This window comes from Desulfobulbus alkaliphilus, from assembly GCF_016918545.1.
GTDB lineage: Bacteria > Desulfobacterota > Desulfobulbia > Desulfobulbales > Desulfobulbaceae > Desulfobulbus > Desulfobulbus alkaliphilus.
On sequence record NZ_JAFFQC010000070.1, the window covers coordinates 1 to 3,743 of the forward strand.

The window sequence follows — 3,743 nt, forward strand, 5'->3', positions numbered from 1 at the left end:
GCCGGACGGATAACTCCGCCCTGAAAACAAGATTTTCGCCGGTTTTTCCGGTGAAAACAAGAGCACCGAGCATGAATCCTTTTTTTATGGAAGAAATCAGGCCGGGCTTAAACGAAATGGACGAAAATTAAAACGCTACCCCTTCAAAGCGGGAGCAGCTGACAAAACACCCGTCGCAATCACCCCACCTCCCCACACCCCACAACCATCAAAAAAACATACCCTCCAGGAAAAATCAGCGACGATTCTCTTGTTGTTATGGGAAAAAAATATAGCATTTCCAGCAGGTTATAAAATAATGGATGACCCTAATTTTTCCACAATCTTTCCCTCTGATATTGACTTTTGGCAAGAAGTACAGAAAGGTCATGCCTATAATTGAAAAATACCACTATGACAAGTATGCACACGACAATATAATCAAGCGAGGAAATTAAATGGACACTAACTTAGCTGATGAGATAAAGCTTCTAAGCATATCGCAAAGATTACTCCTAGCCCAGGACATTTGGGATAGCATAGCCATGGAAGGTGACAGACTGCCTATGCCGGAGTGGCAGAAACATGTACTTGGCAGAAGATATGTTCACTATGAACAGGATAAAACCGAGCTGCATGACTGGCAAAACGTGCATCATCAGTTACGAGGAGAGTACAAGTGAGGCTTCGCTACACCGAGCAGGCCAGAACTGATCTTAAAATCGCATTCTATTCCAATCGCCTAACGGCATCAGCGTATATTTCCTTGTCACGACGAGGGCCGACCGCCAGAACATACACCAAGACCCTGGTGGCAACGACGCAGTACACCACCCGGTAGTCGCCAATTCTCAATTTACGGAAACCCCCCAGGTTCTGGGAAAGCGGTGCACCGAATTGCAACGGGGCCTGTATGAGCTTTTCATCAATTGCCCGCATAACCCGGCGGGCTGCGGCCGGGCCGATGCTTTCCAGATCTTCGCTCACATTCCGGTGGTATAGTATGGTCCAGCTCATCAAGTAAATTTTTTCATCATTTCTTCATGAGTAAAACCTTCATCCGGTGCAAAGGTATGCAGGCGGGCCAAAGCAAGGGCAGCGAGGCGCAAGTCCTCCATTTCTTCTTCCATGCCCTCGTACGCATTGATGGACATAAGAATAGCCCGTGGTGCATTGTTTTTCAGGATAACGAATCGATCAATATCGCCATTTTCCAAGGCTTCAAGGGTAGCGGAAGTCTTTTTTGCGAGTACAGTCGCCGATAGGTATTCTTTTGCGCGCATAATTTTTCCTTTTTATGGTGCATGATTGTACGCATAATAAGCGGATTTAACGGTGCTGTCAATGAGCGTAAAATAGAGGATGTTCCTGATTTTCCAAGGTTCATAAAATAGGGAAAGTCCCAGATTTTTCCTTGCCTGAACCGTTCCCTTGCTGTCATCATCGGTATACTACAACAAAAATATTGACGGCCTGCTCAGGGAGACCAACCCTTTTGCCATAATAACCGCAGCGCATTTAAAAACGAAAGCCACAAAGAATGATACACAATCACGATACACATGGCGGTGGAAGATTACCACGGCACTCTATGAAAGTGGCTTCTCAAAGCAGGACATCTTGAACATCTACAGGCTGATTGACTGGCTCAGAAAAATTAGGGACGCTTCCCTTATTTTTAAAACGCACTGTTCGTTCTTCCTTACACACGCGGTATAAGGATGGGCAAACAGCCGTATCGTTTGCCCATGCTGTCACATATAGGAAGGCCTCCCAAATGTACACCACCACGGAAGCAACCCATGAAATGACTTTGCGGGTTGCGAGTGAGGCACGAACCCCATCGTTACAGTCCTTTTTGATGCTCAACCCAGAAGCAGGTGCAATTATCAAAGGCAGTGGCGGTCTCAGAAAAGTTCGCTGGAATCTACCCGGCGAAGGGAAAAGAAGCGCGCTACGAGTAATTTATTATTTTGTTCAACCTGAAACCATTTATATGGTCTTCCTGTACAAGAAAAACCAGCAGGAAGATTTAACACCCGAGCAGATCAGGATCTTGAAAAAAACGGTTGAGGAGAATTTGCTATGAAAAACGAAGATTTTAATATGTTGCTTTCAAGCATCAAGGAAGCTGGAGAAATAAAAAAAGGGATCAAAGAGCCAAGCAGAGTTTTTGAAATGGGTGCTCCCGAAATCAAAATGGTACGAAAAATTTTAAGTGTTTCCCAATCTGAATTTGCTTTGATGATCGGAGTTAGCGTCAGGACTCTGCAAAACTGGGAGCAGGGAAGAAGAAAGCCAGAAGGCCCGGCCAAGGCATTACTGCGGGTTGCATTAAAAAACCCGAAAGCTGTACTTGAGGCTCTGCATGCAGGATAAAATAAGTCCCGCATCACTGAAGCTCAATATGGAGGGTCCGGCCTAGAAAAATTAGGGACGCTTTCCTTGTTTTAATGAGAAAAAATAGTACATTTCCAACAGCTTGTAAAATAGGGGAAGTGCTCCTAATTTTTTCTATTTTCAATTAGTTATAAAAAAATAGAGCTTGTCTGATTTTCATCCAGGGTTTAAATGCAAGGGCTCGTATGTCTTGAACACAAATTCTTGGCATCTTCTAGGCCTGACCCCAAAGATAGCCGCGCGTTATTTAGCGTCGGCTGCATTAGCCTGGTTCGGTGAATGCCTATGCAAAGGCAAGACGACGGCCTTTAAGTGCAGGGATGGGATCATTAAATTCTTTAGCCGTTTTAATCCATAAATCCATGGCTGATATAATATTAGCTAGTGCGGATTCATACGTATCACCATGCGCCATGCAGCCTGGAAGCTCGGGGACATCGGCCAAAAATGCCTGATCTTCATCGCTCCAGTGGATTATAATTTCAAATTTATTCATCGATCTTCACCCCCCCCCAATTTATACTTGAGAATAATGTTTCGTACCTGTTTGACTTGATATGGTTTTGCCTTATTTCCTTCTTTTTGTAAATTTGGTTTCACCTCAATGCCTTTTCTCTGAAAATGTGGTGACTGCCTTTGACCCTCATTTCGAACCCAAAATGTTGCAAAAGGGTAATCAAATCAGAGAAAGATATATTCGCATCGCTTGTGCCACTTAGAATTTGAAATATCAATTTGTCATATCTGCCCATTTCTGTTTTTCCATTCTTTCCATTTTTGATCACATGATATTTCCACCGAACGCTAATAATGAGCAGTGCCGGGTAAAGTGGTATAATTTTTTAATAATAAAAGTCAAATATATGAACTGCAACAAAGTTCAGCATCGTGTTTTTTGCTCAAGGATGCAATTTTTCGAGTCAGGGGCCAGACGAGACCGATGCGATTTGCTGGAGTGCCAGGAACGAAATCTTCGTTCCGGCGGTCCGAAATTCGGTATATGGCTGTATGCTTTTTGTACAAAATCTATAGATACCATTTCTGCCCTGCGAAATCAATTTTAGGAAAAAATTAGGGGTGTCCCTGATTTTTAAGCTCAGCCCCGTAGGATGGGCAAACATCCGTATCGTTTGCCCATGCTGTCACATATAGGAAGGCCTCCCGAATGAACTCCACCACGGGCGCAACCCATGAAATGACTTTGTAGGTTGCGGGTGAGGAACGAACCCCAACAAAGCACCCGTCGCAATCACCCCACCTCCCCACACCCCACAACCGTTCCCTTGCTGTCATTGTCGGTAAAACGGTTCAGGTCATGGAGGAAAAACAGACGCTCTTATGATTAACCTTTCAAAGTATATCAT

The 3,743-nt window shown here is 44.2% G+C and carries 6 protein-coding genes; 3 read left to right on the top strand and 3 right to left on the bottom strand.

Translation table 11 applies throughout. The features are described 5' to 3' along the window. Nucleotides 1–437: 437 nt before the first annotated feature. A complete protein-coding gene (locus tag JWG43_RS17205; RefSeq protein WP_205244181.1) occupies nt 438–662 on the top strand; it encodes an addiction module protein in 225 nt (74 codons plus the stop codon). A gap of 46 nt (nt 663–708) precedes the next feature. Here JWG43_RS17205 and JWG43_RS17210 read toward each other — a convergent pair whose 3' ends face one another. Then, nucleotides 709–996: a type II toxin-antitoxin system RelE family toxin gene (locus tag JWG43_RS17210; RefSeq protein ID WP_205244182.1), complete on the bottom strand. Its 288-nt coding sequence runs from the start codon at nt 994–996 to the stop codon at nt 709–711. Continuing rightward, complete coding sequence (locus JWG43_RS17215) at nt 996–1,262, bottom strand: type II toxin-antitoxin system Phd/YefM family antitoxin (protein ID WP_205244183.1); 267 nt, start codon at nt 1,260–1,262, stop codon at nt 996–998. The genes JWG43_RS17210 and JWG43_RS17215 overlap by 1 nt, the downstream gene beginning before the upstream one ends. A gap of 494 nt (nt 1,263–1,756) precedes the next feature. Between JWG43_RS17215 and JWG43_RS17220 the strand changes: the two genes are divergently transcribed. Beyond that, nucleotides 1,757–2,068: a type II toxin-antitoxin system RelE/ParE family toxin gene (locus JWG43_RS17220; RefSeq protein ID WP_205244184.1), complete on the top strand. Its 312-nt coding sequence runs from the start codon at nt 1,757–1,759 to the stop codon at nt 2,066–2,068. Continuing rightward, a complete protein-coding gene (gene nadS, locus JWG43_RS17225; protein WP_205244185.1) occupies nt 2,065–2,358 on the top strand; it encodes a NadS family protein in 294 nt (97 codons plus the stop codon). Before JWG43_RS17220 ends, nadS begins: the two co-directional genes overlap by 4 nt. Nucleotides 2,359–2,662: 304 nt before the next feature. Here nadS and JWG43_RS17230 read toward each other — a convergent pair whose 3' ends face one another. Next, nucleotides 2,663–2,875: a type II toxin-antitoxin system HicB family antitoxin gene (locus JWG43_RS17230; protein ID WP_205244186.1), complete on the bottom strand. Its 213-nt coding sequence runs from the start codon at nt 2,873–2,875 to the stop codon at nt 2,663–2,665. Nucleotides 2,876–3,743 lie beyond the last annotated feature (868 nt).